The following is a 25,131-nucleotide window of genomic DNA, read 5'->3' as shown; positions in this document are numbered from 1 at the left end:
GACAAGAGGATCAGAGGGTGCGCTGGTTGACGCGCTCGGACAGCTTCTCGGCGCTCTCGACGCGCTCGGAGTAGCGATCCGTCAGGTGGTCCGAGCGGCCGCGTACGAGGTGGGTGAACTTCACCAGTTCCTCGCAGATGTCGACCACGCGGCTGTAGAGGGCGGACGGCTTCATGCGCCCCGCCTCGTCGAACTCGAGGAAGGCCTTCGGCACCGACGACTGGTTGGGGATCGTCACCATGCGCATCCAGCGGCCGAGGATGCGCATCTGGTTCACGGCGTTGAAGGACTGCGAGCCGCCCGACACCTCCATGACGGCGAGCGTCTTGCCCTGCGTCGGACGCTTGGCGCCGAGGGCCAGGGGAATCCAGTCGATCTGCGCCTTCATGATGGCCGTCATAGCGCCGTGGCGCTCCGGGCTGACCCAGACCATGCCCTCGGACCAGTCGGCTAGGTCGCGTAGCTCTTTCACCTTCGGGTGGTCGGGTTCCGCCCCATCGGGAAGCGGCAGACCGCGAGGGTCGAACGTGCGCACCTCGCAGTCGAACCAGCGAAGCAGGCGGCCGGCCTCCTCGGACAGGAGGCGGGAATAGGACCGCTCGCGGATCGAGCCGTAGAGGACGAGGATGCGCGGCGGGTGCGTCGGTGCGCCGGGGCCGGCGAGCGCGTCCACGTCGATCGGGCGAAGCTGGTCGAGGTCCGCGGAGGGCAGGTCGCGCGCGGCGGGGTCTGTCATCGCGCGGTCTCCTTCCGCCACAGCACGGCCGAGGCCGAACACAGGCCCATGGCCTGCCGGGTCGCCAGCACCGCGGCGGGAGCCTCCGTCCGTTCGACGCGGCGGAAGCCGAGCGCCGCTAGGAAGGTCCGTTCCCCTGTCGTGAAGGCGAACGCGTCGGCTGCGCCTTGCCCGCGACCACGCTGCATCAGGTCAGCCGCGATCGCGCCGCCGACGCCGCGCCCGCGTTGCTCGGGAACGACGACGATGGATCGCAGGAGGACGGCGGCGCCGAGGGGTTCGAAGCCGCCGATCCCGACGAACTCGCCGTCCTCGGTGGCGTAGCGCAGGAACACCCGGCCGGGCTCCGCCACGTCCTCGGTCGGCAGCCCCGCCGCGGACAGGAGGCCGACGAGGCCGGCCGGATCGTCGACGGCGGTCGCGACGAGCGTCGGGATCATGCCGGGGTGCCTCCGACAAGTCTCCCCGTCCTCCTTGGTGAAGGTGGCGACGGGGTTGGCGAGAAGCGGCAGCACCTTCTCCGAAGGGCGGCAGAGCGCGGCGCCCTTGTCCGTCACGACGATCGGACGGTTGATCAGGATTGGGTGCGCCATCATGGCATCGAGGAGGGCGTCGTCGGACAGCGTCTGGTTCCCGAGGCCGAGTTCGGCGTAGGGCGTGCCCTTCTCGCGAAGGAGGTCGCGCGGGCGGATGCCCATGGCGTGGATCAGTTCGATCAGCCGCTCGCGGCTCGGGGGAGCCTTCAGGTACTCGACGACCTCCGGCTCCTCGCCGGACTGTCGGATCATCTCCAGCGTGTTGCGGGACGTGCCGCAGGCGGGGTTGTGGTAGATCGTGACGGTCACGAGCATGTCTCCGACGGGCATGACGGGGCGAGGAGGTCGGCGCCGAAGTTCCCGCAGATTGCCGGGTTCCCCGAACAGCAGTCCTCCGTCAGGAAGGCGAGGAGCTGGCGCATGTCGTCGTAGCTCGCCGCGTAGAGGATGCGGCGCCCATCTCGCCACGAGCGCAGAAGCTTGGCGCGTTCCAGCGTCGCGAGGTGAAAGCTCATCCGCGTCGGCGGGATGGACAGCGCCTCGGCGATCTCCCCGGACGGCATTCCGTTCGGGCCGGCCCGAACCAGCATCCGGAAGGCCGCGAGGCGGTCGGCGTGAGCGAGGGCGGACAGGGCGGCAACGGCTGAGTCGTCGTTCATCCCTACGATATTGCAAACATCGTTGCAGTATTCAAGTGAGAAAGAACGGACGTCGGTGTTGCCGAGCGTGACATCCGTCCCCTCGAGGCCGGGCAGGAAGCTGCCCCGCCGGGCGCGATCAGGTCGAGGTCGTCCTGGCACCAGCCTTCTCCAGCGCCGGGAAGCCGCCCTCGACCGAAGCGACGTCGGCGTAGCCCATCTCCGCCAGCGCCTTGGCCGCCAGCGTCGAGCGACCGCCCGAGGCGCAGAACAGGAGGATCCGCTTGGCGGGGTCGAGCCGCGGGTTGTGGCTGGGGCTCGAGGGATCGGCCTGGAACTCGAGAAGGCCCCGCGGCACATGGACGGCCCCCGCGACGGTTCCCGTCTTCACCACCTCGTTGGCCTCGCGCACGTCAACGAACACGGTGTCGGGCGAACCCACCTCGGCGGCCGCCTCCTCGGCCGTGACGCTCGTCACCCCGGCACGGGCCTCGGCGACGACGTCCTTCGCACTTCGTATGGTCATGGGTCTCTCCTTCACGTTCACCAGGCCGCGCCTTCGAGCGCGTCGAGCGGGATCTTCAGGTAGCGCCGTCCGTCGTCCTCGGGTTCCGGCAGGCGACCGCCCCGGATGTTCACCTGGAGCGAATGGAGGATGAGGTTCGGCATGGCGAGCTCGCGGTCGCGGTCCTCGCGAAGCTTGACGAAGGCCTCGCGCGTGGGCGCCTTCACGAGGTGGACGTTCGTGCGGCGCTGTTCGTCGACCGTCGATTCCCAGCGCGGCTCTCGTCCGCCCGGCTGGTAGTCGTGTCCGGTGAAGACGCGCGTGTTGCCCGGCAGGGCCAGGATGCGCTGGATGCTGTCCCAGAGCGCGTCCGCGCTGCCCCCGGGGAAGTCGGCCCGCGCCGTGCCGCCGTCCGGCATGAACAGCGTGTCGTGGACGAAGACGGTGTCGCCGACCCGGTAGGCGATCGAGGCCAGCGTGTGGCCCGGCGTGAACAGGACCTCGACCTCGAGGTTGCCGATCCGGAAGCGCTCGCCGTCCGCGAAGAGACGGTTCCACTGCGAGCCGTCGGCCGGGCAGCAGCCCTTGATATGATAGATCCCCTGCCAGAGCTTTTGGACCCCGCGCACCTTCTCGCCGATCGCCGTCGGGGCGCCCGTCCGGTCGTGCAGGTAGCCGGCCGCCGAGAAGTGGTCGGCGTGCGGGTGCGTGTCGAGGATCCATTCCAGCCGCAAGCCCTCGCGCTCGATGAAGGCGAGGATCTCGTCGGCCGAGGTTGTGGCGGTCGCGCCCGACTTCGGGTCGAAGTCGAGCACGGGGTCGATGATAGCGCAGGCCCGCGTCTCGGGATCGGCGACGACGTACTGGACGCTGAACGTGCGCTTGTCGAAGAAGCCGGTGACGACGGGCGTGCCGGCGAGGCGATCGGGTGTCGGGGACGACATGTCGGTTCTCATGACGGTGAGTGTGTGGGTTCGGATGGGGGGATCAGGCGAGAAGCGCGCCGGACCCCTTGGCGACGATGAAGAGGCCGACGGCAACGACGAGGCCGGCGAAGGCGAGGCCGAGCGTCTGCTTGTGGCTGGCGAGGCGTGTTCCGAGCGCGGTCCCGGCCCAGCCGCCGACGAGACCGCCGGCGACGAAGAGGGCGGCGACGGGCCAGTCGACGAGCCCGGAGAGGGCGTAGCTCCCCGCGGTCGCCGCGCCGAAGGCCGCGACGCCAACGAGTGAGGTGCCGATGGCGTAGGCCAGCGGCATGCCCGTCGCGAGGACGAGGCCCGGCACGATCAGGAAGCCGCCGCCGATCCCGAAGAAGCCGGAGAACAGACCGACCGCGAACCCAATGCCGACCAGCATCGGCAGGAGGCGGGGGGCGCTCTCCCAGGTCAGGCGAACAGCGGGATCGCCCGCCGTGCCTCGGCGACGCATCATGGCGAGGCCGACGCCGATCATCACGAGGCCGAAGAGGGCGAGGAGCCGTTCGCCATCGACGGCCTTGGCCGCTGCTGCGCCCGCCAGCGAGCCCGCGACCCCGGCGAGGGCGAAGACGGCGGCGCAGCGCCACTTCACCCGGCCGGCCCTCGCATGCGGCACGAGGTTGCCGAGCGCGCTGGCCGCGACCGCGACCGCACTCGTTCCGATCGCCACGTGCGGCGAGGCAATGCCCACGACGTAGACGAGGAGCGGGACCGCGAGGATCGAGCCGCCCCCGCCGAAGAGGCCGAGGACGAGGCCGACGAGGCCGCCCGAGCCCGTCGCGGCGGCGAGCATGACGGGAGCGGCGGTCATGCGTCCGCCTCCTGCCCGGGCGCGGCAGAGGCCACCGCGGCGCTCGGATCCAGCGTCAGTCGAAACAGGAGCATGCCCGCGACCATCGCCGCGACGAAGACAAGCGCGGGCACCGGGCTCAGGCCGATCGCGGCGATCGCCGGACCCGGGCACAGGCCGACGAGCCCCCAGCCGAGGCCGAAGATCACGGCACCGAACAGAAGCCGGGCGTCGATGTCGCGGCGCGTCGGGATCTCGAATCTTGGGGCGACCAGCGGGCGTCCCATGCGACGGGCAAGGGCGAAAGCGGGCGCGGAGACGAGGATCGCGCCGCCCATGACGAAGGCAAGGCTCGGGTCCCAGTTCCCGAACACGTCGAGGAAGCCGAGAACCTTCTCGGGGACGACCATCTGCGAGACGACGAGCCCGACGCCGAAGACGAGGCCGGACAGAAGGGCGAGGAGGATGCGGGCCATGGGTCAGGCTCCGAGGACGTGGCGGACGACGAAGACGGTGGCGGCGGCGCTCGCCATGAAGGTCAGCGTCGCGACGATCGAGCGGCCCGACCCGCGGCCGATGCCGCAGACGCCATGACCGCTGGTGCAGCCCGACCCGAGGCGCGTGCCAAAGCCGACGAGGACGCCGGCGAGCGCGACAATGGGAAGCGTCGCCCCCACCTGCACGACCGGCAGGGCGTATCCGGCGAGGGCCATCACAGGGACGGCAGCCAGCAGCCCGACCAGGAAGGCGAGGCGCCACCCAGTCTCCGACCCGCCGATCTTCAAGGCCCCGTCGAGGATGCCGCTGATGCCGGCGATGCGCCCGTTCGCCAGAAGCAGGATGGCGACGGAGAGGCCGATCAGGAGGCCGCCACCGAGGGCGGACACGGGAGTGAAGTGATCCATGGTCGTGGCTCCTCAGGCGGCAAGCGTCGGCGGGGAAGGCGCTACCTAAACCCCATTCTTGGGCGGACAGAACAGGCCCTGAAGCGTCCCGAAGAGCGCTTCGATCCTCGGATCGGCGATGTGGTACCAGAGCGTCTGGCTCTCACGCCGGTAGGCGACGATGCCCTGCTCGCGCAGGACGGTGAGGTGCTGGGAAAGCGCCGACTGCGACAGGCCGACGGCGTCGGCCAGCGTGCCGACGTTCGCCTCGCCCATGTCGAGGAGCTTGCACAAGAGCATGAGGCGCCGCTCGTTGGCGACCGCCTTCAGGATGGCGGCGACCTCGCTCGCCTTGGCTTCGAACTCCTGCATGCCGTCCACCTGCGTGCCCTCCTTGTGCATGAGAAAAATCTAATATAGTGATCTCTAATGTTCAAGGGCGTCGTGAGTGTGGGGTTGGTGGAAGTGTTGCTCACCGTTTCACAACCGCAGGGCCCGGAGATCGACACGGTGACCGCCGCTCGCGGTATCCCGGGTCTCGAGGAGGCTGCCGGACCGTCCCGTCCCTTCCGGTTCGGCAGCCCATGGCTGGGTGCCCGTCTTGGGCACCCAGCCATACGGCCTAGCCTCGATCGATACGATCGGCGGTGGCCATCCGCTCCGCCGCCCTCTATGGTCCGCGCCATGCATGCATGGGCGAGATGGCTGGCGACGATCGTGATGGCCTTGGGCTTCCTGGCCCAGGGTACGCTCGCGCTGTCGACGAGCGCCCATGCCGGAACCTGCAAGCGGTTCGTCTCGGTCTCGTCGACAACCGCCCGGGACAGCGCCGTCACCCTTGTCGGACAAGGGCAGGTGCAGGGCTGCAAGGTCGTTGCCGACCGCCTCGGTGTATCCATGCTGACGGAGCCGGACGCCGCGACGCCCGCACCACCCCCCGCGGTTGAGGAGGCCGTGCCGCACTGGATGCCGGATGGGCTCGACCGTCCGCCGAAGGGCACGGGAACGAAGGCCTAGTCACCCATTCCCCGTCTCACGCGTGAATGGCGCGCTCGCCCTGCGAGCCCGTACCCTCACGCCTTCGAAGTGTTCTCATCCATGCCCGTGATCTCAACCGGGGTCGGCGCCGATCCTGCGGCCGCCGAACGCCCCGCCGTGTCCCCGATGCCCCGACGCGCCTTCCTCTCCGGCCTGTGCGCCGTGGCCCTGTCAGGTTGCGTGGCGACGCCGAAGCCTGCCGTCGCTCCGCCTCCACCGGCTCGCCGTCCTCCCGCAGAACCGACTACGCCGGCTGCGCCCCGCGCCGTCCCGCTGATGTACCAAGCTCTTCCGAACGAGCGCTTCTCCGTTCCGGCGGTGGACGTGTCGAAGGTCGATCCGGTGTTCTGGCGACAGGAGGACGTCGACTATCCCACGAGCGAACGCGTCGGGACGCTCGTCGTCGACACCGCGGCCAAGTACCTCTACCACGTCACCGCGCCTGGCCGCGCCACGCGATACGGGATCGGCGTTGGGCGGCAGGGCTTCGCCTGGTCCGGGCGGGCCCACATGGCCTACAAGCGCGAGTGGCCGCGCTGGACGCCGCCGGACTCCATGGTCGAGCGCCAGCCGGAGCTCAGACCCTACTCGATCGCCAACGGCGGCATGGACCCTGGGCCGACGAACCCGCTCGGAGCCCGCGCCCACTACATCCACCAAGGCAACGTCGACACGCTTTACCGCCTGCACGGGACGCACCAGCCATGGTCGATCGGCAAGGCCGTGTCGTCGGGCTGCATCCGCCTCCTGAACCAGGACGTCATCCACCTCTACGACAACGTGCGGAACGGAAGCCCGATCATCGTCATGGAGCATGGCGGCGCTGGCCTGGCCAACGCGTGAGAAGGCGCGGGGCGACGGGAGGGACCCGCCGCCCCGCGAGTTCGAGTGGCGACCAGCCCCTGCTTCACTTGCCTGCGATCCGCCGCGACACGACCCACATGCCCGCGGCCGCGACCAGCGCGTACACACTCATGGCCGCGAGCTGGAGATCGTAGTCGACCCCGGCGTCGATGAGGTATCCCGTCAGCCCCGGGCCGGCCGCGCTGGCGAACACCATCGTCGCCACCACGACCGAGCGGATCGCGCCGAGGTGCTTCGTGCCGTAGAGCTCCGGCCACATGGCGCCCGACAAGGTCGACGAGAAGCCGTTGCTGACGCCCATCAGCGCCATGAAGGCGAAGATCGCCCATGGAGCGGTGACGAAGGCGGCGATGAGGCTCGCCGCGGCCAGCGGCAAGAGGAACATCGGCAGGACGCGGGCCGCCGACAGGCGGTCGATTAGCCAGCCGGAGAACAGCGTGAAGGTGACGTTCGCGACCGACATGACCGCGAAGCCCGCCGCGAACAGCGTCAGCGGCCAGCCGCGAAGCTCCGTCAGGTAGACCTGGTGGAAGAAGATCGTCGTGGCGACGAACGGCGGCGCCAGCACGCCCGCCGAGATCAGGTAGAAGTTCGGGTCGCGCAGGACCTCGGACAGGGTCCAGTCCCGGGCGACCGTGCGCACCTTCGCGACGGGGTCGTTCAGCGGGATGCGATCGCGCCGCAGGAGCAGCCAGACGGCGGGAAGCGCCACGAAGAGGAGGGCGGCCGTCCCCGTGAACCAGGACTGCCTCCAGCCGATCGCTCCCGCGACCAGGACGAACAGGAACGGGAACGAGGCCTCGCCCGCCTGCTGGCCGAGCGTGACGAGGGACACGGCGCGGCCGCGGTTGGCGGCGAACCAGCGCCCGGTCGCGGTCAGGGCGGTCTGGGTCATCATGCCCTGTCCGAACAGACGCAGGAGGTAGAGCGACAGGACGAGGAACGGGAGCGATGCCGACAGACCCATCGCCACCGTCGCGACCGCCAGCATGGCGATCGTCCCAGCCGCCACCGTCGTCGTGCGGTAGCGGTCGATGACGCGGCCGAGAAAGGGCAGCGTGAAGGCGCTGCCGAGCGTCGCCAGCATGTAGAGACCGCCGAACTCGCCGTGGGTCAGCCCGTAGGCCTCACGGATGCCGGGGTTCGACAGCGAGATGAAGAAGGTCTGCCCGAAGGAGGAGAAGAGGGTGAGCAGGAAGCCGCCCGCCAGCCACCGTGCGTTGTCGGCGATGAACCGCCCCATGCCATGCCTTCCGTGCTGTCTTCCGTGCGATGCCCCCGGCGGGTGCCGGGGCCATCTCTAGTCGTTCCGTTTCTCGCCGTCCGCCGCGGCCAGAACGTGCGCGGTGAAGTCGACCACCTCGTTGGCTTCGTCCAGAAGCTCCGGCGACGCGCGTATGACCTCGGGGACGGACAGCGCCGTCGCCACCGTCAGGTGCGTGCCGCGTTCCCGCAGCGCCTGCGCCAGCGGCACGAGCTTGCGGTCCCCGCCGACCAGTACGACGCGGCGCGCTTCGTCCGCGAACCCCATGACCGCGACCGCGAGTTCCACGAGGTTGGTGCCGTACCGCTCGCGGGGACCGTTCCCCATGTCGTCGGGCCCGGCCCCGTGCACCTCGAAGCCCTTGCGCTCCAGATGGCGCAGGAGCCCATCCAGCCGTTTGGCTTCCGTGCGGTCGCGAAGGTCGCGATGGTAGACCGCCCGCACCGGCTCGCCGCCGGGGACGAGGAACCGCAGGAGGCTCGGGAAGGGAATGCGGCACCCGAGCGACTTGCGGATGCGGTCGCAGTTGGCGCCGTCGAACGCCACGAGCACGAAGCCCGGAGCGCTCAGCCCGGCATGGCCGGCCGCGATCACCGGATCACGAGCACGGGGATCGCGCAGGACCGTATGAGCGCGGTCGTCGTGCTTCCGACGATGAGGTTGCGGATGCGCGAGTGCCCGTAGGCGCCCATCACCAGGAGGTCGATCCCGTCCGCCTTCGCACGGCTTGCGATGACGTCGTCGGGCTCGCCGTCCTCGATGGCGACCGTGACGTGGTAGCCGGCGGCCGACAGTATCCTCTCCGCCTCGTGAAGGCGGGCCGCCGGCTCTCCGCTTCGCGTCCCCGCCATCAGGATGAGGCACGGCAGCCCCGCGACGAGCGGGCTGGCGGCCAGCCGCTCGACCACCCGGGCGGACGACTGCCCGCCGTCGAAGGCCACCATGACCCGTTCGACGGGCTTGAAGGCGCGGGCCGCGATCAGGACGGGCTTGGTCGTCGACCGCACGACGCGCTCGAGGTTGGACCCGAGATGGCCCTTGGCGAAGTCGGCGGCCTCGCCCCGCTTGCCGATGACGACAAGGCGCGTCTCGGCGTCGAGGTCGGTGATCATGTCCGCCACGTCGCCATGCCGGAGCTTCTCCGTGACCTCGCCGACCCCGTCGGACCGCAACCGGGCGACGGCCTCGGTGAGGATGTGGTGGCCGCGGGTCGTGGCGAGCTTGGCCTTCTGGCGGTCGAGTTCGGCAAGCTCCCCCATCAGGGCCTCGCGGCCGCCGAACTCCAGGCTGCCACTGAGGTCGAACGGCGCGCTCGACGTGTCGCGGCGTCCGAGGGCATGGACGACCTCGACGGGAGCGCCGAGACGTCCCGCGGCCCAAGCCGCGTGGTCGCAGACGCTCGCGCCGTAGGCCGAGCCGTCGATGCAGGCGATGATCTTCGTCATGCGGGTCTCCTCGCTCAATGGCCCATCAGGCGGTCCATGGCGCCTGGCTTGTCGTGGACGGCGAGCTTGTCGACGATCGTCGCGCTCGCCTCGTTGAGGCCGAGGACCATGACCTCGGCGCCCTCGCGGCGGAACTTCAGGATGACGCGGTCGAGCGCGGCCACCCCGGAGAGGTCCCAGATGTGCGCGGGGCCGACGTCGATCACCACGCGGTCGAGCGCCTCCTTGAAGTCGAAGGCGGATGCGAAGCGCCCGGTCGAGGCGAAGAACACCTGGCCCTCGACGCGGTAGGTGCGCGTGCGTCCTTCCACCGAGAGCTCGGACGTGACGCGGAAGATCTGGGCAACCTTGGAGGCGAAGAACACGCCCGACAGCATCACGCCGATCACGACGCCGATGGCGAGGTTGTGGGTCCACACGACGGTGACTACGGTTGCCAGCATGACGAGCGAAGAGCGCTTCGGGTGGAGCGTCAGGTCCTTCAGCGAGCCCCACGAGAAGGTGCCGATCGAGACCATGATCATGATGGCGACGAGGGCGGCCATCGGGATCACGCGGACCCAGTCGCCGAGCACCACGATCATGAACAGAAGCGCGACGCCGGCGAAGGCGCAGGACAGCCGTCCACGTCCGCCCGACTTGATGTTGATGACCGACTGGCCGATCATCGCGCACCCCGCCATGCCGCCGAAGAAGCCCGTCACCGTGTTGGCGATGCCCTGTCCGACGCATTCGCGGTTCTTGTCGGACGGGGTGTCGGTGAGGTCGTCGACGATCTGCGCCGTCATCAGCGACTCCAGAAGCCCGACCACAGCGACCGCCGCCGAGTAGGGCAGGATGACGAGGAGCGTGTCGAGGTTCAGCGGGATGTCGGGCAGGAGGAAGACGGGAAGCGTCGAGGGCAGCTCGCCCATGTCCCCGACGACCCTGAGGTCCATGCCGAACCCGAGCGAGATCGCGGTGAGGACGACGATGGCGACGAGCGGCGAGGGAATCGCGGTCGTGATGCGCGGGAAGAGGTAGATGATGGCAAGGCCCAGCGCGACCATGGCGTAGGTCAGGGACGGCACGCCCACCAGCTCGGGGATCTGGGCCATGAAGATGAGGATCGCCAGCGCGTTCACAAAGCCTGTCATGACGGAGCGCGAGACGAACTGCATGGCGTCGCCAAGCCGCAGGAGGCCGGCCGCGACCTGGAGGAGGCCGGCGAGGACGGTGGCTGCGAGAAGGTACTGGAGCCCGTGGTCGCGCACGAGCGTGATCATGAGGACGGCGGTGGCCGCGGTGGCGGCCGAGATCATGCCCGGGCGGCCGCCGAAGACGGCGGTGAGGACGGCGATCGTGAAGGAGGCGTAGAGGCCGACCTTCGGGTCAACGCCGGCGATGATGGAGAAGGCGATGGCTTCGGGAATAAGTGCGAGCGCGACGACCAGCCCCGCGAGGAGGTCGGCGCGCACATTCCCGAACCACTCGCTGCGGAGTGTTTCGAAATGCATAAATGAGTTTCAGTCTTGGAGGTGAACCCGACGGTCGGCCCTCGGGCACGCAACGGTCAGAATGGGTTCAAATTGGCCGGGGGATCGGCGCCCAGCGTAGCCACCCGATCAAACGGGTCCAAACTCGCCGTCCTTATCCACGAGTTCAGCAGCGAAGACAACCCCTCGCGGCGGCACTTGCGCCGCAGCCGCGCAGCTAGCTCCGGCGGAACGTCCGCTTCCGGAGCGTTGAGGCGATTGCTTGAAGGTCTTGGAAGGGTCGGTTGCGGCCATCCCGCGTTGCAACGGCTTCCGAATGGAATACCGATCAGGTTTGAGTCGAGGCGCGCACGACGAGAGACTGGGGCGGGGCGGCCTTGTTGCCATGGCGGGTCCTGCGCAGGGTCGAGAGAAGCTTGCGGACCGCGAGCGCTCCGACCTCGTCCAGCCTGAGGTCGACCGCCGTCAGCGGCGGATCGCACTGCATCGCCCGCAGCCCGTTGTAGCGCGTCGCGATCCGGAGATCGGCCGGAATCGCGCGCCCCAGCGAGCGCGCCGCCCGCACGGCGCCCGTGGCGAAGGCGTCCACCAGAACGAGCAGGCCGTCAATGGTCGGGTTGGCGGCCAGGAGTTTGGCGCAGGCCCGCGCCGCGCCGTCCTCGCCCTCGCTCTCGGGCAGGCGCAACACAAGGGGTTCCTGGCCCGTCCGAGCCGCGAAACTCCGGTAGACCTGTTCCGTCGCCTCGTAGGAGGCGCGATCGACGTCTCCAACCACCAGCGTCAGGCGCGAGGAGCGTTCGGCGAGATGCGTGATCAGGAGTTCGGCCGTGATCTCCGGCTGAAGATCCACCTCCTCGATCCCCGCCATGCCCCCCGGAACGCGGCCGATCGCGACGGTGGGCACGCCGCGCGCGGCGAGCGTCGCGAGATAGGGATCGTCGCGCGAAGGCTCGATCACCAGCGCGCCGTCGATGTCGAGATCGAGCCGCGAGAGGTCGGCCCCGGCAATCGGAGGAACGAGCGTCAGCGCAATGCCATGCTCCATCGCCGCGAGCGAGGCGGCGGCGGCGATCTCCATCATGAAGCCGAGGCGCGAGGGGCCTGCGGACACCGCGAAGGGCATGGAGGAGAAGAGCGCGATGTTCGCCGCCCCGCCGGTGCGCAGACGCCGGGCGCTGAGGTTCGGCCGGTAGCCGAGGTCGAGCGCCGCCTTCTCCACTTTGATCCGCGTCTCGGGCTCCACGGGCCTGCGGCCCGTGATGGCGTTGGAGGCGGTGGAGGGGGAGACGCCGGCGGCCTCGGCGACCATGACGATGGTCGCGCGCCCTGCGGGACGACGAGGTGTGAGTTTTGCCTGCTTGTTACTCAAGAGAACAATCGCTTCGTGGGCATCGTGATTAAAGTATCATCATCCGTCTCATATTGATTTTATAGCATATTGACGCTCGTTTCCAGGCGGGGCTATGAGTACAAAAACGTTGTAGAGCGTTTTCGACGCGCTCGACATGCAATGTAAACTGCATCTCTGGAAAGGGCGCCCATGTCCATCCCCGTCGCCGTCGAACCATCGGCCGCCGATCAGGTCACTCTGCGCCGACGTTCCGTCGGCCTCACCGCCTACGATCCTGCCCGCTCGGCCGGCGGCTATACGCTCTTCGCGCCCCAGACCGGGGGCGGGGCGGTCTATCTCGTGGATATCGAGGGCGAGGTCGTCCATCGCTGGCAGATGCCGGTCCGCCCAGGGCGCGACGCGGTGATCCTTCCCAACGGCAATCTCGGCTACAACGGCAGCCATCCCGACCCGTTCCGGCCCTATCCTGTCTGGCCGCTCTGGCGCGGCGGCGATTTCTACGAGGCGACGCCAGAGGGTGAGATCGTCTGGCGCTTCGAGGATCCGCGTCATCACCACGACGCGCAATGGCTCGCGAACGGCGACCTCCTCTACGCCACGGTCGAGCCCCTCTCGAAGGAACTGTCTGCCCGCGTCACCGGTGGCGAGGCGAGCCGCGACGCGCCGGACGGGATCGTCCAGGGCGACGTGATCCGGCAGGTGAACCGGCAGGGCGAGACGGTCTGGCGCTGGGCGGCGGGCGAGCATCTCGCGCCAGAAGACTATCCGATCCATCCCATCTTCGATCGTCGCCACTGGCCCTTCGTCAACGGGCTCGGGGAAACCCGCGACGGCCTGGTCCTGATGAGCCTGCGCGTCACCTCAGGGATCATCGCCGTGGAGCGCGAGACCGGGGCCGTCGCGTGGCGGATCGGCGCCGACAAGTTGGCCCAGCAGCACACGCCGATCGAGATGGCCGACGGCTCGATCCTGTGCTTCGACAACGGCAACCTGCGCCCCGGCGTCACCGCGCCCTATTCGCGCGCCGTCCAGATCGATCCGCGCTCGGGCCGCACGGTCTGGGAATATACCGACCCGCTGAAGCCGGCCTTCTTCTCGCCCTACATGGGCAGCGCCGAGCGCCTGCCCAACGGCAACACCTTCATCTGCGAGTCCGCCTTCGGCCGCCTGTTCGAGGTGACGCCGGAGGGCGACGTGGTCTGGGAATACGTCATTCCGTTCTTCGGCGAGTATCCAGACGACGGCTCGCGCGACTACGCGGCGGGGCTGCAGAACAGCGTCTTCCGCGCCCATCGCTACAGCGCCGACCAGATCCCGTGGCTGAAGCGCTGACGGCATCGCGACAAGGAGAGGACCCGATGACGATCCCGGCAGCCGCTCCCGCGAGCGGAACCCCGACCCGCCGAACCCGGCGCTTCGTGCCGCGCCTCGGCACGGGCGGCGCGCTCTATTCCTTCGCGCTCGTGATCGGCGTCTGGTGGCTCGCGACGGTTCTCGCCCCGGTCTCCTCCACCATCCTGCCGACGCCGCTCGACACGGCGCGGGCCTTCAGGGAGATGGCCCGCAGCGGCGTCCTGTGGACGGACCTTGCGGCCTCGCTGTCGCGCGCGGCGATCGGCTTCGCCATCGGCGCCGGGCTCGGCGTGCTCGTCGGTCTCCTGACGGGCCGCACGAAGCTCGCGCGGCTCCTCCTCAACCCGTTCCTCGCGGTGATGCGGCCGATCCCGGCGATCGCGCTCGTTCCTGTCGCGATCGTCTGGTTCGGCATCGGCGAAGGGTCGAAGTACTTCGTCATCGCCTATACCGTGTTCCTGGCCGTCTGGTTCAACACGCATCAGGGCATGGATTACGTCCCCGACATCTACATCCGCGCCTCGCGCTCGCTGGCGACCTCGCGCCTGCGCGAGTTCTTCCTGGTGGTCGTGCCGGCCGCCGCGCCTCACATCCTCGCCGGCATCCGGCTCGGCGTGGCGCTCGCCTTCCTCAGCCTCGTGGCGGCCGAACTGACCGGCGCCTCCTCGGGGATCGGCTACCGGCTGCAGGAGGCCCGGCAGTATATCCGCACCGACCGCATGTTCGCGCTCCTGATCGAACTCGGCCTGATCGGCGCGCTCATCGACGCGGCCGTCTACCGGCTCGGCCGTCGCATCGTCCACTGGCAGCAGGCGTGAGGGCTCCGATGACCACGATCGACGCATCCCCCTCCGCCCGGTCCGAGACGCGCGCCGCTGGGCTCGTGGAGGTCTTCGAGGCCGAGATCCGCTTCGGCGACGGAAACGGGGGCGTCCTCGCCCTCGACCGCACCTCCTTCCGCCTCCTGCCCGGCTCCTTCACCGCGCTGATCGGACCCTCCGGCTGCGGCAAGTCCACCCTGATGAACGCGGTCGCGGGCTTCGTGCCGCTGGCGCACGGCTTCGTGCGCATCGACGGCGAAGAGGTAACGAAGCCCCATCCCGGCGTCGGCGTGATCTTCCAGCAATATGCCCTGTTCCCCTGGTTCACGGCGCGCGGCAATATCGAGTTCGCGCTCGCCAATCAGGGCGTGCCCCGCGCCCAGCGCCGCGAACGGGCGCTTGCCGCGCTGGAGGAGGTCGGGCTCGCCGGCCAGGGCGAGAAATATCCGGGGCAACTCTCCGGCGGCATGAAGCAACGGGTCGCGATCGCGCGCACGCTGGTCTGCGAGCCGAGCGTTCTCCTGATGGACGAGCCCTTCGGCGCCCTGGACGCGCAGACGCGATTGTCCATGCACGCGCTGCTGCTGCGCCTTCTCGCCCGCCATCGCGCCACCGTTCTCTTCGTCACGCATGATGTCGACGAGGCGCTGCTTCTGGCCGACACGGTCCACGTCATGTCCCGCGCGCCCGGCCGCATCCTGGCGACCTACGCCATCGACACGCCACGCCCCCGTTCGGTCGCCCGCTTCGACGCGGCCTTGAGCGACCTCCGGGCGACGATCGTCGATCTCCTCCATCCCACCGCCTGAACCCCATTCGGAGCCCCGATCATGGTCCGCATGACCCGCCGCCTGTTCCTCGCCGCCGGCTCGGCCCTGGCGATCGCCCTCGCCGCCTCGCCCTCGCTCGCGAAGGACAGCCTGACCCTGGCCTGGTCGCCCGCCCCGCAGATGCCGCAGATCGACGTCGCCCTGGCCGAGAAGCTGTTCGAGAAGGCGGGGCTCGACGTCACGGTCGTGACCTTCGCTTCCGGGCGCGAGGCCTTCGAGGCGCTGACCGGCGGCCAAGCCGATCTCGCCACCATGGCCGAGCTGCCGGCCGTGACGGGGGCGCTGCGCGACCAGCCGTTCAAGGTCGTCGCCGACCTCGCGCGCTACGAGGGCTCGCGGGTCATCGCGAAGGCCTCCTCCGGCATCGCCGCGCCGGCCGACCTCGCCGGGCGGCGCATCGGCGTCACGCTCGGCACCAATACCGACTTCCTCCTCGGCAAGATCCTGAGCGCCGCCGGTGTCACGGCGGAGATCGTCAACGCCGCGCCGGCCGACCTCGTCCCCGCGCTCCTGCGCGGCGACGTCGAGGCGATCGTTCCCTTCCCGAACGCCTATCCGGCCGCCGCCCGCGCGCTGGGCGACGACTATCGCGAAATCCGCTCCGACCTCTACGAGCCGCATTATATCGTGGCCGCGAGCCCCGTCGCGCTGGACACCAAGCGCGATGCCGTGACGCGCTTCCTCGGCGCGGTGGTGGAGGCCGATGGACGTGTCGCCGCTGACCCGGATGCGGCCGCCGAGGCCGTCGTCGCAACCGTCCAGGGCAATATCGATGCCGCCGCCGTGCGGGCGCTCTGGACCGACACCGATATCGGAACCCGGCTCGATCGCGGTCTTGTGGACCTGATGGTCGAGGAGGGCGCCTGGATCGTGGCACGCGGTGTCGTGAATGCCGATGCGCCGAGCGCCGCTACCCTGCGATCCTTCGTGGAGCCTGCGCCTCTGGCTGCGGTCGCGCCGGCAATCGTGAGTATCGACACAGCGAAATGACGGGGATCCCTTCAGGGGCGCAGCAGGCTCGCGCCGCTCCGAGCAGTGCGGGCAGACTGTCTGATACCGTGTCCGCTTTCGGCTAGGCAGCGGACTCGTTACGCATTGATCCAAATGCGGACGGCAGCGAGCTTGATGGCGGCGAGGAAGTTGTCGGGCCTTCGATCGTAGCGGGTAGCAAGGCCACGCATTTGCTTGATGCGGTTGAAGAAGCGTTCGACGAGGTTGCGCTGGCGATAGACCCATCGGCTGAAGGTGAAGGTGCCCTTGCGCATCGAGCGCGGCGGGATGCTGGCCCAGGCGCCTCGCGTCGCGATAAGGGAGCGGATGCCATCCGTGTCATAGGCCTTGTCGGCGATCACAATGGCGCCGGGCGCGACGGCGTCGAGCAGATTGGCGGCAACGGGCGCATCTCCCGCCTGACCGGCTGTGAGTTCCAGACGCACGGGTTGGCCTTCGGCATCCGCCAGGGCATGGATCTTGGTGGTCAGGCCGCCACGGGAGCGTCCCTGCCGAGGATCGGCAGGTCCCCCTTTTTACCCGCCGCTCCATGCTGATGGACGCGGACGCAGGAGCTGTCGATCATGACGATGTCGCCGTCCTTAGCGCGGCTCACGGCCTCCAGCAGCCGGTCCCAGACACCGGCTTCCTGCCAGCGCGTGAAGCGATTGTAGAGGATGGTGCGCGGGCCGTAGCGCTCGGGCACATCACGCCAGGACGAGCCGGTCCGAAACCGCCGGAGAATACCGTCGATCACCCGCCGGTCGTCCACGCGAGGCACGCCTCGGCTGTTNCTNGGCAACAGCGGCTCGATCACCGACCACTCCATGATCCGTCAGTTCATGGCGACGCATGCCAACCTCCTTCTCAGGAGATGAATCAGATCAGCCTAAAATCTTGAACCCCGTTATGGGGGCACTGCCTAGGCGACCCACTTCTGGATCGCGGCCCCACATTGCGGAAGACCTCATAGGAAAGGGCCGTCCGGCAGTGTGCTGTGACGCCTACTACCAACCGATGAAAAATGTGGGCTAAAGTGAGGGTTGCCTAACCTTCTGAAAGGCCGAAATCGCGGCTAAATCACGGCTTTAGATGAGGCAAATGGCGGAGAGGGAGGGATTTGAACCCCCGATGCCCTTGCAGGCATGCCGCATTTCGAGTGCGGTGCATTCAACCACTCTGCCACCTCTCCGTTTGAGGTCGGCTCCGGGGAGCCGCGGGCGACGAGCGCCTTGTGTGGTCGACGCCCGAAGGCGTTGGTGGGTGCTTAATCAAATCGCCGGTGGATGGCAAGAGCCAAACGGAGGCGTGTCGAAAATCCGTCATGTGCGGTCGGGCTTGCGCAAGCTTGGCGCGGGTGCGCAAGCTCGGCAATGGGGGTGCAAGCTTGGGAAGGGGGGGCGCAAGCTCGGCGCGGAGCGCCAAGCTTGCGGCGGGCGCGAACGCGGGGCGCGTGCGGGCGGCGGCGTCAGCCGCGCGCGGGGCGCGGGGCGGGCGCGGTGGAGGCGCGGGGCATGAACTCCGGCTCCAGCCGCACGCGCGGCTCGTCCAAGGGACGGCGGTTGAGCCGGGCGAAGAGCATTTGGGCGGCGATCATGCCCTGGCGCACGCCGTCGGTCCGGATCGTCGTGAGGGCGGGCGTCAGCCAGCGGGCGAAGGGCAGATCGTCGAAGCCGACGATCGAAAGGTCGTCCGGGACGCTGCGGTTCAATTCGCGCGCCGCGCTCAACAGGCCGATGGCGAGCGTGTCGTTGCCCGCGAAGATGGCGGTGAGGTCCGGGCGTCGGCGCAGGAGGGCCAGCCCCGCCTCGTAGCCGCTTTCCGCGCTGAACGCGCCGTCCTCGATCGCATCCTCCTCCAGGGCGAGCCCGTGCGCCCGCAACCCCGCGTCGAGCGCCCGCAGGCGCGCGTCGGCGGCCACGAAGCCGCGCGGGGCGAAGGTGATGGCGCCGATGCGCCGGTGGCCGAGCCCGACCACATGGTCCACCGCCTGGGCCAGAACCCCACGGGTGCCGAAGGTGACGGAGGCTTCGGCGGGATGGCGCACCGAACCGATGAGGACGAGCGGAAAATCCGTTTCGATCAGCGCGATCAGCGCCTCGTCGTCGGCGCGCGGGTTGACGACGATCAGCCCGTCGATGCGCCGTGATTCCACGAGATTGTCGTAGGTGCCGCCGCGCCCGCCGCTTTCCAGCCCTTCCACGAGGACATGGAAGCCGAGCTCGCGATTGGCCTTCTCGATGCCGTAGAGAACGCGCGTGACGAACTGGTCCACCAGGAGGATCGAAGGGTCCGACAGGACGAGGCCGATCGTCTCGCTCTGCCCGCTCACCAGCATGCGCGCCGCCGAATTCGGCTTGTAGCCGAGCTCGGCCGCCGCCCGCAGCACGCGCTCGCGCGTTTCGGTGGCGATCGTGACGCTTTCGGAGCGGTTGAGGACCAGGGAGACCGTGGCGCGCGAAACGCCGGCATGGCGGGCGACATCATGGCTGGTCAGACGTTTCGAAGCCATGCGACGCTTTCTGTTGGACAGGCGGGCGGGAGGGCCGCCCCGGCCCGCTCGACACAGCCGGCGAAAGGGCTCGCCTTCGTTGAGTATTAGAAGGAACAAGGCGGGTTGACAAGAAAACCCGAGCGCGGCTATCAAACACTAACACGTGTTAGCTCGAAGGGATTCGGGAGGTTACACGTGTCGGATGGTAACGGAGCTGGGAGGCCACCGTGGCGGAAGCATCGGGCGGCGTGTCGCGTCGGCAGCGTCGGCGCAAGGAGACCCTGACGGGTGTCCTGTTTGTCGCGCCGGCATTCATGGGCTTCCTCCTGTTCTATCTTCTCCCGACGATCCGGGCCGTTCAGATCAGCTTGACGGACTGGAACATGATGCGGGCGCCGAAATTCATCGCGCTCGAGAACTATGCCCGGCTCCTTGGCGATGGCAATTTCTGGCATTCGGCCGGCGTCACGCTCGCCTATGTTCTCTACAACATTCCGATCCAGACGGCGCTCGGGCTGCTTCTCGCCGTTCTGTCCGATCGCCTCGCCCGCGCCGTCTGGCTGCGGGCGGTGATCATCGCGCCCTATCTCATTTCCAACGTCGTCGCCGCGCTGATCTGGCTCCTGATGCTGGACCCGATCCTCGGCCTCGTGAACGCCTTTCTGGACGTGGTCGGCATCGGCCGGCAGGGTTTTCTCGCCTCGCCCGACCAGGCCATGCTCTCGATCGCGGGCATCTCGACCTGGCGGCACACGGGCCTGACCGCGCTTCTCTTCTATGCCGGGCTTCAGGCGATCCCGCGCCATCTCTACGAGGCGGCCAAGCTCGAAGGGGCCGGGGAATGGACGATGTTCCGCCGCATCACGCTGCCGCTGCTGCGCCCCGTTCTCGCCTTCGTCCTGGTGACGAGCCTCATCGGATCGTTTCAGGTCTTCGACGTCGTGGCCGTCACCACGGCGGGCGGCCCGTCCAACTCCACCCGGGTCCTGCTCTGGTACATCTACGAGAACGCCTTCCGCTTCAACAGGATGGGCTACGCCTCGGCGATCTCGGTGGTGCTCTTCGCGGTGCTGATCCTCGTCACGATCCTTCAGATGCGGCTCCTGCGGGCCGACCGTTCGGACCTGGATTGAGGAGGCCCCGATGAAGAAGCTCACAGGCCAGGCCGCGCTCGGCTATCTCGTTCTCGCGCTGTTCGTGTTCATCTCGCTCTTGCCGCTCTGGATGGCGCTGAAGCTGGCGCTGACCAACCCGGCCGACGTCTACACGAGCGCCGACAGCCTGCTGCCGGGCCGCATCACGATCGGCAATTTCCTGCGCGTCATGGGCCTGCCGTCCGACATCGAGCTGACGGCGTTCCAGGCCTCGCCGATCAACTTCCTGCTCGCGCTGCGCAACAGCCTGATCTACACGGCGCTCACCGTGTCGGGGCAGATCTTCTTCTCGGCCATGGCGGGCTATGCCTTCGCGCGGATGCGCTTTCCGGGGCGGGACGTCTTGTTCTTCGCCTTCCTGGCGGCGACCATGATCCCGAGCATGGTGCTCTTCATCCCGAACTTCATCCTCGTGAAGCAGTTCGGCCTTCTGAACACCTTTGCCGGCCTCGTCGCGCCGACGATCCTGATGACGCCCTTCGCCGTGTTCTTCCTGCGCCAGTTCTTCCTGTCGGCGCCCAAGGAGCTGGACGAGGCGGCGCGCCTCGAAGGGGCCTCGCAGTTCCAGATCTTCTGGCGCATCGCGCTGCCGATCCAGAAGGGGCCGATCGCGACGCTCGCGATCCTCCTGTCGGTGAATTCCTGGAACGAGTTCTTCTGGCCCTTCCTGGTCGGGCGCGATCCGAGCGTGCGCGTCATGGCCGTCGCCCTGTCGGACTTCATGAGCCAGACGGGCCGGGGCAATCCGGACTGGAGCGGGTTGATGGCGGCCATCGGGCTGTCGATCCTGCCGATTATCGCGCTGCTCGTGGTGTTCGGGCGGCAGATCGTGGAGTCGCTCCAGACGAGCGGCATGAAATGAGCGGACCGCCGAAGGCGGGACGAGGGACAATTCAAGGGGAGGTTACCAAGCGATGAATCGATACCTGACCGGCGCCCTCACGGCGGCCACCGCATTGACGCTGATCGGCGCGCCCGGCGCCCGGGCCGCGGACGTGACCCTGACCTACGCCATGTGGGACGCCAACCAGGCGCCCGTCTACGGCAAGTGCGCGGCGAAGTTCGAGGCCGCCCATCCCGGCATCAAGATCGACATCAAGCAGGACAGCTGGGAAAACTACTGGACGACCCTGTCCACCGGCTTCGTTTCGGGCACCGCGCCGGACGTCTTCGTCGACCATGTCAGCCGCTTCCCCGAATTCCTGTCGAACGGCGTTCTTCTCGACCTCACCGACCGCATCGCCGCCGACAAGGTGGACATGAAGGGCTACATGCCCGGTCTCGCCGAGACCTGGAACAAGGACGGCAAGCAGTGGGGCCTGCCCAAGGACTGGGACACGATCGCCCTCGTCTACAACAAGAAGAAGCTGGCCGAGGCCGGCCTGAAGGAATCCGACCTCCAGAATCTCGACTGGAACCCCAAGGACGGCGGCTCCTTCGCCAAGGCGGTGGCGCATCTGGCGGTCGATCAGAACGGCAAGCGGGGCGACGAGGCGGGCTTCGACAAGTCCAAGGTCGCGACCTATGGCTGGGCGACCTCGACGGCCGACGCCATCGGCCAGACGAGCTGGAGCTTCCTCGCGGCGTCCGACGGGTTCAAGCCGATCGATAAGTCCTGGGGCACGCATTACAACTACGACAGCCCGGTCCTTGCCGAGACGCTGTCCTGGCTGCGCGATCTCGCCCTGAAGCAGGGCGTGTCGCTGAGCCAGGAGCAGACCGGCATGCTGCAGGCGACCGCGATCTTCGCCGCCGGCAAGGCCGCGATCGTGCCCGACGGCTCCTGGAACATCGCCGCCTATCGCGACTCGGGCGTGGAGTTCGGCTTCGTGCCCGTGCCCAAGGGGTCGGAAGGCCGCAAGTCCATGTTCAACGGTCTGGCCGACAGCATCTGGGCCGGCACCAAGCACCCGGACGAAGCCTGGGAATGGGTGAAGTATCTCGGCGGCTCGGAATGCCAGACGATCGTCGGCGAATCGGGCGTGGTCTTCCCCGCCCGTCCCGAGGGCACCAAGGCGGCCGAAGCCGCGCACAAGGCCAAGGGCCTCGACGTCTCCGCCTTCGTCGATGTCGCGACGCCAGAGACCACCTTCCCGATCCCGATGTCCGAACACGGGTCGGAAATCTTCTCGATCCTGACCGCCGCCGTCCAGAACGTCCTTCTGGGCCGGGGCGATGCGGCCACGATCCTGAAAGAGGCCAACGAGCAGGCCAACGGCCTGTTCTGAGAACCGCGCGGCCGGGACCGGCGGCCCGGCCCGTCGGCTCCGCGACCGCGCGGGGCCGGACGATCCCTTGCTTGGGGCCGGCTCTCCCGAGGCCCCCGGCGCCGGGTGGATGGCTCTCCCGCGCCTGCCCGGCGCCCTTTTTTCGATTTTCTTGAATCTTCCGACCCGAGACCTTTCGAGGACACGCCATGAGACGCCCCAAGATCACGTTCATCGGAGCCGGCTCCACCGTCTTCATGAAGAACATCATCGGCGATGTCTTGCACCGCCCCGCGTTCAAGAACGCGATCATCGCGCTGATGGATATCGACGCCCAGCGCCTCGCCGAGAGCGAGGTCGTGGCGGGCAAGCTGGTGCAGGCGCTGGGCGCCACGGCCACGATCGAGACCCATTCCGACCGCCGCCGTTCGCTGGAGGGCGCCGATTTCGTGGTGGTCGCCTTCCAGATCGGCGGCTACGAGCCCTGCACGGTGACGGATTTCGAGATCCCCAAAGAGTTCGGCCTGCGCCAGACCATCGCCGACACGCTCGGCGTCGGCGGCATCATGCGGGGCCTTCGCACCGTGCCCCATCTCTGGGCGATCTGCGCCGACATGATGGAGGTCTGCCCCGAGGCGGTGCTGCTCCAGTACGTCAACCCGATGTCGATCAACACCTGGGCGATCGCCGAGAAGTTCCCTTCCATCCGCCAGGTGGGCCTGTGCCATTCCGTGCAGCACACGGCGGCCGAGCTGGCGCGCGATCTCGACATTCCCGTGTCGGAGCTGCGCTACCGCGCCGCCGGCATCAACCACATGGCCTTCTATCTCAAGTTCGAGCGCAAGCTCCCGGACGGCTCGTTCCGCGACCTTTATCCCGATCTTCTGGAAGGCTACCGGGCGGGCCGTATTCCCAAGCCCTCCTCCTGGAACCCGCGCTGCCCCAACAAGGTGCGCTACGACATGTTCACGCGGCTCGGCTATTTCGTCACCGAAAGCTCGGAGCATTTCGCCGAATACACGCCCTGGTTCATCAAGGAGGGGCGCGAGGACCTCATCGAGAAATACGGCATTCCGCTCGATGAATATCCCAAGCGCTGCGTCGAGCAGATCGCCCATTGGAAGGAAGAATCGGCCGCTCTCACCGGCTCGGGCACGATCGAGGTGAAGGAAAGCCACGAATACGCCTCCTCGATCATGAACTCGATCTGGACCGGCGAGCCCTCGGTGATCTACGGCAACCTGCGCAACAATGGCTGCATCACCTCGCTGCCCGACAATTGCGCCGCCGAGGTGCCCTGCCTCGTGGACGCCAACGGCATCCAGCCGACCTTCATCGGCGAGCTGCCGGTGCAGCTCACCGCCCTCATGCGCACCAATATCAACGTGCAGGAGCTGACGGTGAAGGCGCTGATGACGCAGAACCGCCAGCACATCTACCATGCCGCGATGATGGACCCGCACACGGGCGCCGAACTCGATCTCGACCAGATCTGGAGCCTCGTGGACAAGCTCACCGCCGCCCACGGGCAGTGGCTGCCCGAATGGGCGCGGGCCTGACCGCGCACGAGACCAACGGTCCGGCGGGCGCCTTCGGCCCGCCGGGCGAGCGATAAGACGCCAACCGGCCAACGAGGCGACGAGACTCCCATGTCCTTTCTCAAGATCGATCAGGTCCGCAAGCGCTTCGGCTCGGTGGAAACCATCAAGGGCGTGAGCTTCGAGGCCGCGAAGGGCGAGTTCGTGGTCTTCGTCGGCCCGTCCGGCTGCGGCAAGTCCACGCTTCTGCGCATGATCTCGGGGCTGGAGGAAACCAGCGACGGGCACATCCTGATCGACGGCGAGGACCTGACCCATGCCGACCCGGCCGAGCGGCACGTCGCCATGGTGTTCCAGTCCTATGCCCTGTTTCCGCATATGACTGTTTACGACAACATCGCCTTCGGCATGCAGATCAACAAGGTGCCGAAGGCCGAGATCGAGGCGCGGGTGAACGAGGCCGCGCGCATCCTCCAGATCGAGCCGCTGCTCCAGCGCCGGCCCAAGCAGCTGTCGGGCGGCCAGCGCCAGCGCGTCGCCATCGGCCGGGCCATCGTGAGGAAGCCCAAGCTCTTCCTGTTCGACGAGCCCCTGTCCAATCTCGACGCCGAGCTTCGCACGCAGATGCGCGTCGAGATCGCCAAGCTCCACCGCGAGATCGGCGCGACCATGATCTACGTCACGCACGATCAGGTCGAGGCGATGACGCTCGCCGACCGTATCGTGGTGCTGCGCAATGGCGAGGTCGAGCAGGTCGGCTCGCCGACCGAGCTCTACGACAATCCCGCCAATCTCTTCGTGGCCGGCTTCATCGGCAATCCGCGCATGACCTTCCTGCCGGGCGTGGTGGAGGCGGTGTCGGAGCGGGGCGTCGAGATCGCCTCGCCGGCCTTCGCGGCGCGCCAGCTCGTGCCGGGCGCTCTTGCCTCGCGCGTCTCGGTCGGCGCGCCGGTGACGCTCGGCGTGCGGCCCGAGGCCCTTCGCATCGACGCGGACGCGCCGGCGCTGATGGCCAAGGTCGAGATCACGGAAAATCTCGGCGGGTCGGTTCTCGTCCACGCCCGCACCTCGGACGGACGGCCGCTGATCCTCTCGACGCCGGACCGCTCGGCCGCGCGCGAGGGCGCCCTTCTGCCCCTGTCCTTCGGGCAGGAGCCGCATCTCTTCGACGCCGAGGGCGTGCGCCTGTCGCGCGTCTGAGGCCTGTCGCGCGTCTGAGGCCTGTCGCACGGAGGGGCGGC

General features: G+C 68.3%; 26 protein-coding genes, 1 tRNA gene, 1 pseudogene and 1 other annotated feature. Of the genes and pseudogenes, 11 read left to right on the top strand and 17 right to left on the bottom strand.

The annotated features are described in order from the left end of the window. Positions 1-10: 10 nt before the first annotated feature. From arsH to B146_RS0100565, 9 genes are all read right to left on the bottom strand, one after another. Positions 11-736 (bottom strand): arsenical resistance protein ArsH, encoded by a 726-nt coding sequence (arsH, locus tag B146_RS0100605; RefSeq protein ID WP_019994462.1) that lies wholly within the window; start codon positions 734-736, stop codon positions 11-13. Continuing rightward, positions 733-1,587, bottom strand: a complete 855-nt coding sequence (gene arsC, locus B146_RS28155) for an arsenate reductase (glutaredoxin) (protein ID WP_019994461.1) — start codon at positions 1,585-1,587, stop codon at positions 733-735. The genes arsH and arsC overlap by 4 nt, the downstream gene beginning before the upstream one ends. Continuing rightward, on the bottom strand, positions 1,578-1,931 hold the full coding sequence (locus tag B146_RS0100595; protein ID WP_019994460.1) for an ArsR/SmtB family transcription factor: 354 nt from the start codon (positions 1,929-1,931) through the stop codon (positions 1,578-1,580). Before B146_RS0100595 ends, arsC begins: the two co-directional genes overlap by 10 nt. A gap of 118 nt (positions 1,932-2,049) precedes the next feature. Then, complete coding sequence (locus B146_RS0100590) at positions 2,050-2,436, bottom strand: rhodanese-like domain-containing protein (protein WP_019994459.1); 387 nt, start codon at positions 2,434-2,436, stop codon at positions 2,050-2,052. Between the two features lie 17 nt (positions 2,437-2,453). Further along, complete coding sequence (locus tag B146_RS0100585) at positions 2,454-3,359, bottom strand: MBL fold metallo-hydrolase (protein WP_026358209.1); 906 nt, start codon at positions 3,357-3,359, stop codon at positions 2,454-2,456. A gap of 43 nt (positions 3,360-3,402) precedes the next feature. Further along, positions 3,403-4,203: a sulfite exporter TauE/SafE family protein gene (locus tag B146_RS0100580; protein ID WP_019994457.1), complete on the bottom strand. Its 801-nt coding sequence runs from the start codon at positions 4,201-4,203 to the stop codon at positions 3,403-3,405. Then, positions 4,200-4,658 (bottom strand): YeeE/YedE family protein, encoded by a 459-nt coding sequence (locus B146_RS0100575; RefSeq protein ID WP_019994456.1) that lies wholly within the window; start codon positions 4,656-4,658, stop codon positions 4,200-4,202. Before B146_RS0100575 ends, B146_RS0100580 begins: the two co-directional genes overlap by 4 nt. Before the next feature lie 3 nt (positions 4,659-4,661). Then, positions 4,662-5,087, bottom strand: coding sequence for a YeeE/YedE family protein (locus B146_RS0100570; protein ID WP_019994455.1), 426 nt, complete (start codon positions 5,085-5,087; stop codon positions 4,662-4,664). Between the two features lie 45 nt (positions 5,088-5,132). Further along, positions 5,133-5,468: an ArsR/SmtB family transcription factor gene (locus B146_RS0100565; RefSeq protein ID WP_019994454.1), complete on the bottom strand. Its 336-nt coding sequence runs from the start codon at positions 5,466-5,468 to the stop codon at positions 5,133-5,135. A 282-nt stretch (positions 5,469-5,750) separates the two neighbouring features. On the opposite strand from B146_RS0100565, the gene B146_RS0100560 reads away from it, so the two are divergent. Together B146_RS0100560 and B146_RS0100555 are read left to right on the top strand one after the other, a co-directional pair. After that, positions 5,751-6,083: a hypothetical protein gene (locus B146_RS0100560; RefSeq protein WP_155897285.1), complete on the top strand. Its 333-nt coding sequence runs from the start codon at positions 5,751-5,753 to the stop codon at positions 6,081-6,083. Positions 6,084-6,230: 147 nt separating this feature from the next. Further along, on the top strand, positions 6,231-6,947 hold the full coding sequence (locus tag B146_RS0100555) for a L,D-transpeptidase (protein ID WP_051091487.1): 717 nt from the start codon (positions 6,231-6,233) through the stop codon (positions 6,945-6,947). Positions 6,948-7,011: 64 nt separating this feature from the next. Here the strand turns inward: B146_RS0100555 and B146_RS0100550 are convergent, their stop codons facing one another. From B146_RS0100550 to B146_RS0100530, 5 genes are all read right to left on the bottom strand, one after another. Next, entirely contained in the window at positions 7,012-8,211 is a 1,200-nt protein-coding gene (locus B146_RS0100550) for an MFS transporter (RefSeq protein WP_019994451.1), read from the bottom strand. A gap of 57 nt (positions 8,212-8,268) precedes the next feature. Beyond that, a complete protein-coding gene (locus tag B146_RS0100545) occupies positions 8,269-8,826 on the bottom strand; it encodes an NYN domain-containing protein (RefSeq protein ID WP_019994450.1) in 558 nt (185 codons plus the stop codon). Beyond that, positions 8,823-9,677 carry a universal stress protein gene (locus B146_RS0100540; RefSeq protein ID WP_019994449.1) on the bottom strand — a complete coding sequence of 285 codons (855 nt, stop codon included), beginning with the start codon at positions 9,675-9,677 and terminating at the stop codon, positions 8,823-8,825. Before B146_RS0100540 ends, B146_RS0100545 begins: the two co-directional genes overlap by 4 nt. Positions 9,678-9,691: 14 nt before the next feature. Then, entirely contained in the window at positions 9,692-11,173 is a 1,482-nt protein-coding gene (locus tag B146_RS0100535) for a SulP family inorganic anion transporter (RefSeq protein ID WP_019994448.1), read from the bottom strand. 70 nt (positions 11,174-11,243) lie between these two features. Next, positions 11,244-11,296: a sequence feature (sul1 is cis-regulatory element that is thought to sense ions involved in sulfur or methionine metabolism; They are found in Alphaproteobacteria), on the bottom strand. 184 nt (positions 11,297-11,480) lie between these two features. Beyond that, the gene (locus tag B146_RS0100530; protein ID WP_155897283.1) at positions 11,481-12,521 is read right to left on the bottom strand and encodes a LacI family DNA-binding transcriptional regulator; all 1,041 of its coding nucleotides are present in this window, start codon (positions 12,519-12,521) and stop codon (positions 11,481-11,483) included. Positions 12,522-12,692: 171 nt separating this feature from the next. Here B146_RS0100530 and B146_RS0100525 point away from each other — a divergent pair, with 171 nt between their 5' ends. Genes B146_RS0100525 through B146_RS0100510 form a run of 4 tightly spaced genes read left to right on the top strand, consistent with a single transcriptional unit; the run spans position 12,693 to position 16,497 of the window. Then, entirely contained in the window at positions 12,693-13,835 is a 1,143-nt protein-coding gene (locus tag B146_RS0100525) for an aryl-sulfate sulfotransferase (protein WP_019994446.1), read from the top strand. A gap of 26 nt (positions 13,836-13,861) precedes the next feature. Beyond that, entirely contained in the window at positions 13,862-14,674 is an 813-nt protein-coding gene (locus B146_RS0100520) for an ABC transporter permease (protein ID WP_019994445.1), read from the top strand. 8 nt (positions 14,675-14,682) lie between these two features. Continuing rightward, on the top strand, positions 14,683-15,486 hold the full coding sequence (locus tag B146_RS0100515) for an ABC transporter ATP-binding protein (protein WP_019994444.1): 804 nt from the start codon (positions 14,683-14,685) through the stop codon (positions 15,484-15,486). A 21-nt stretch (positions 15,487-15,507) separates the two neighbouring features. Further along, complete coding sequence (locus B146_RS0100510) at positions 15,508-16,497, top strand: ABC transporter substrate-binding protein (protein WP_019994443.1); 990 nt, start codon at positions 15,508-15,510, stop codon at positions 16,495-16,497. Positions 16,498-16,595: 98 nt separating this feature from the next. Here the strand turns inward: B146_RS0100510 and B146_RS28150 are convergent. The 3 genes and pseudogenes from B146_RS28150 to B146_RS24565 all read right to left on the bottom strand — a co-directional run bounded on the left by B146_RS28150 (position 16,596) and on the right by B146_RS24565 (position 19,009). Next, positions 16,596-17,351: pseudogene (locus B146_RS28150) on the bottom strand (IS5 family transposase). A gap of 248 nt (positions 17,352-17,599) precedes the next feature. Further along, a tRNA-Ser gene (locus B146_RS0100495) sits at positions 17,600-17,689 on the bottom strand. Between the two features lie 276 nt (positions 17,690-17,965). Beyond that, complete coding sequence (locus B146_RS24565; RefSeq protein WP_019994440.1) at positions 17,966-19,009, bottom strand: LacI family DNA-binding transcriptional regulator; 1,044 nt, start codon at positions 19,007-19,009, stop codon at positions 17,966-17,968. A 209-nt stretch (positions 19,010-19,218) separates the two neighbouring features. Here B146_RS24565 and B146_RS0100485 point away from each other — a divergent pair, with 209 nt between their 5' ends. The 5 genes from B146_RS0100485 to B146_RS0100465 all read left to right on the top strand — a co-directional run bounded on the left by B146_RS0100485 (position 19,219) and on the right by B146_RS0100465 (position 25,090). Continuing rightward, positions 19,219-20,124 carry a carbohydrate ABC transporter permease gene (locus B146_RS0100485; protein ID WP_019994439.1) on the top strand — a complete coding sequence of 302 codons (906 nt, stop codon included), beginning with the start codon at positions 19,219-19,221 and terminating at the stop codon, positions 20,122-20,124. A gap of 10 nt (positions 20,125-20,134) precedes the next feature. Further along, positions 20,135-21,007 carry a carbohydrate ABC transporter permease gene (locus B146_RS0100480; RefSeq protein WP_019994438.1) on the top strand — a complete coding sequence of 291 codons (873 nt, stop codon included), beginning with the start codon at positions 20,135-20,137 and terminating at the stop codon, positions 21,005-21,007. Between the two features lie 52 nt (positions 21,008-21,059). Next, positions 21,060-22,373 carry an ABC transporter substrate-binding protein gene (locus tag B146_RS0100475; RefSeq protein WP_019994437.1) on the top strand — a complete coding sequence of 438 codons (1,314 nt, stop codon included), beginning with the start codon at positions 21,060-21,062 and terminating at the stop codon, positions 22,371-22,373. Between the two features lie 188 nt (positions 22,374-22,561). Beyond that, the gene (melA, locus tag B146_RS0100470; protein WP_019994436.1) at positions 22,562-23,911 is read left to right on the top strand and encodes an alpha-glucosidase/alpha-galactosidase; all 1,350 of its coding nucleotides are present in this window, start codon (positions 22,562-22,564) and stop codon (positions 23,909-23,911) included. A gap of 90 nt (positions 23,912-24,001) precedes the next feature. Continuing rightward, positions 24,002-25,090 carry an ABC transporter ATP-binding protein gene (locus tag B146_RS0100465; RefSeq protein WP_019994435.1) on the top strand — a complete coding sequence of 363 codons (1,089 nt, stop codon included), beginning with the start codon at positions 24,002-24,004 and terminating at the stop codon, positions 25,088-25,090. The last annotated feature ends 41 nt before the right edge of the window (positions 25,091-25,131 follow it).

Source organism: Aureimonas ureilytica DSM 18598 = NBRC 106430, assembly GCF_000382705.1.
Lineage (GTDB): Bacteria > Pseudomonadota > Alphaproteobacteria > Rhizobiales > Rhizobiaceae > Aureimonas > Aureimonas ureilytica.
This window is presented reverse-complemented; position numbering and strand designations above follow the sequence as displayed.

Excerpts from the sequence above, each read along its gene's own strand:
- arsH (WP_019994462.1), bottom strand. The coding sequence starts at position 736 with ATGACAGACCCCGCCGCGCGCGACCTGCCCTCCGCGGACCTCGACCAG.
- arsC (WP_019994461.1), bottom strand. The coding sequence starts at position 1,587 with ATGCTCGTGACCGTCACGATCTACCACAACCCCGCCTGCGGCACGTCC.
- B146_RS0100595 (WP_019994460.1), bottom strand. The coding sequence starts at position 1,931 with ATGAACGACGACTCAGCCGTTGCCGCCCTGTCCGCCCTCGCTCACGCC.
- B146_RS0100590 (WP_019994459.1), bottom strand. The coding sequence starts at position 2,436 with ATGACCATACGAAGTGCGAAGGACGTCGTCGCCGAGGCCCGTGCCGGG.
- B146_RS0100585 (WP_026358209.1), bottom strand. The coding sequence starts at position 3,359 with ATGTCGTCCCCGACACCCGATCGCCTCGCCGGCACGCCCGTCGTCACC.
- B146_RS0100580 (WP_019994457.1), bottom strand. The coding sequence starts at position 4,203 with ATGACCGCCGCTCCCGTCATGCTCGCCGCCGCGACGGGCTCGGGCGGC.
- B146_RS0100575 (WP_019994456.1), bottom strand. The coding sequence starts at position 4,658 with ATGGCCCGCATCCTCCTCGCCCTTCTGTCCGGCCTCGTCTTCGGCGTC.
- B146_RS0100570 (WP_019994455.1), bottom strand. The coding sequence starts at position 5,087 with ATGGATCACTTCACTCCCGTGTCCGCCCTCGGTGGCGGCCTCCTGATC.
- B146_RS0100565 (WP_019994454.1), bottom strand. The coding sequence starts at position 5,468 with ATGCACAAGGAGGGCACGCAGGTGGACGGCATGCAGGAGTTCGAAGCC.
- B146_RS0100560 (WP_155897285.1), top strand. The coding sequence starts at position 5,751 with ATGCATGCATGGGCGAGATGGCTGGCGACGATCGTGATGGCCTTGGGC.
- B146_RS0100555 (WP_051091487.1), top strand. The coding sequence starts at position 6,231 with ATGCCCCGACGCGCCTTCCTCTCCGGCCTGTGCGCCGTGGCCCTGTCA.
- B146_RS0100550 (WP_019994451.1), bottom strand. The coding sequence starts at position 8,211 with ATGGGGCGGTTCATCGCCGACAACGCACGGTGGCTGGCGGGCGGCTTC.
- B146_RS0100540 (WP_019994449.1), bottom strand. The coding sequence starts at position 9,677 with ATGACGAAGATCATCGCCTGCATCGACGGCTCGGCCTACGGCGCGAGC.
- B146_RS0100535 (WP_019994448.1), bottom strand. The coding sequence starts at position 11,173 with ATGCATTTCGAAACACTCCGCAGCGAGTGGTTCGGGAATGTGCGCGCC.
- B146_RS0100525 (WP_019994446.1), top strand. The coding sequence starts at position 12,693 with ATGTCCATCCCCGTCGCCGTCGAACCATCGGCCGCCGATCAGGTCACT.
- B146_RS0100520 (WP_019994445.1), top strand. The coding sequence starts at position 13,862 with ATGACGATCCCGGCAGCCGCTCCCGCGAGCGGAACCCCGACCCGCCGA.
- B146_RS0100515 (WP_019994444.1), top strand. The coding sequence starts at position 14,683 with ATGACCACGATCGACGCATCCCCCTCCGCCCGGTCCGAGACGCGCGCC.
- B146_RS0100510 (WP_019994443.1), top strand. The coding sequence starts at position 15,508 with ATGGTCCGCATGACCCGCCGCCTGTTCCTCGCCGCCGGCTCGGCCCTG.
- B146_RS24565 (WP_019994440.1), bottom strand. The coding sequence starts at position 19,009 with ATGGCTTCGAAACGTCTGACCAGCCATGATGTCGCCCGCCATGCCGGC.
- B146_RS0100480 (WP_019994438.1), top strand. The coding sequence starts at position 20,135 with ATGAAGAAGCTCACAGGCCAGGCCGCGCTCGGCTATCTCGTTCTCGCG.
- B146_RS0100475 (WP_019994437.1), top strand. The coding sequence starts at position 21,060 with ATGAATCGATACCTGACCGGCGCCCTCACGGCGGCCACCGCATTGACG.
- melA (WP_019994436.1), top strand. The coding sequence starts at position 22,562 with ATGAGACGCCCCAAGATCACGTTCATCGGAGCCGGCTCCACCGTCTTC.
- B146_RS0100465 (WP_019994435.1), top strand. The coding sequence starts at position 24,002 with ATGTCCTTTCTCAAGATCGATCAGGTCCGCAAGCGCTTCGGCTCGGTG.